Source organism: Mediterraneibacter sp. 210702-DFI.5.30 (assembly GCF_020560115.1).
GTDB lineage: Bacteria > Bacillota > Clostridia > Lachnospirales > Lachnospiraceae > Mediterraneibacter > Mediterraneibacter faecis.
Map to the genome: position 1 here is coordinate 1 of NZ_JAJCME010000087.1, position 267 is coordinate 267.

A 267-nucleotide genomic window follows, 5' to 3' on the forward strand; every position below is an offset into this window, starting at 1 on the left:
TCCCCATGATGGCATAAGCTGCTAAAGCACCACCCGGGCCGGCCGTTGAGATTGCCGAACCGCTGGCAATAAACAGTCCCGTCCCAATTGTACCGCCAAGAGCAATCATTGACAGGTGGCGCGTTTTCAATGTCCGTTGAATATGACCCTCACTGCCTTCATGACTGTTTTCGCTCATGAAAAAATCCTCCTCAAATTTATTGGCGAGAAAGGCAAACAAAAAGAGCCGGCAAGCCAGGACTTCCCTGCTTGTCGACTCAACTTAAC

At 50.2% G+C, this 267-nt stretch carries 1 protein-coding gene; it reads right to left on the minus strand.

All coding sequences use genetic code 11. The annotated features are described in order from the left end of the window. On the minus strand, nt 1-178 hold a 178-nt coding region (locus LI126_RS16385; protein WP_442919977.1), incomplete at its 3' end, for a hypothetical protein. Nucleotides 179-267 lie beyond the last annotated feature (89 nt).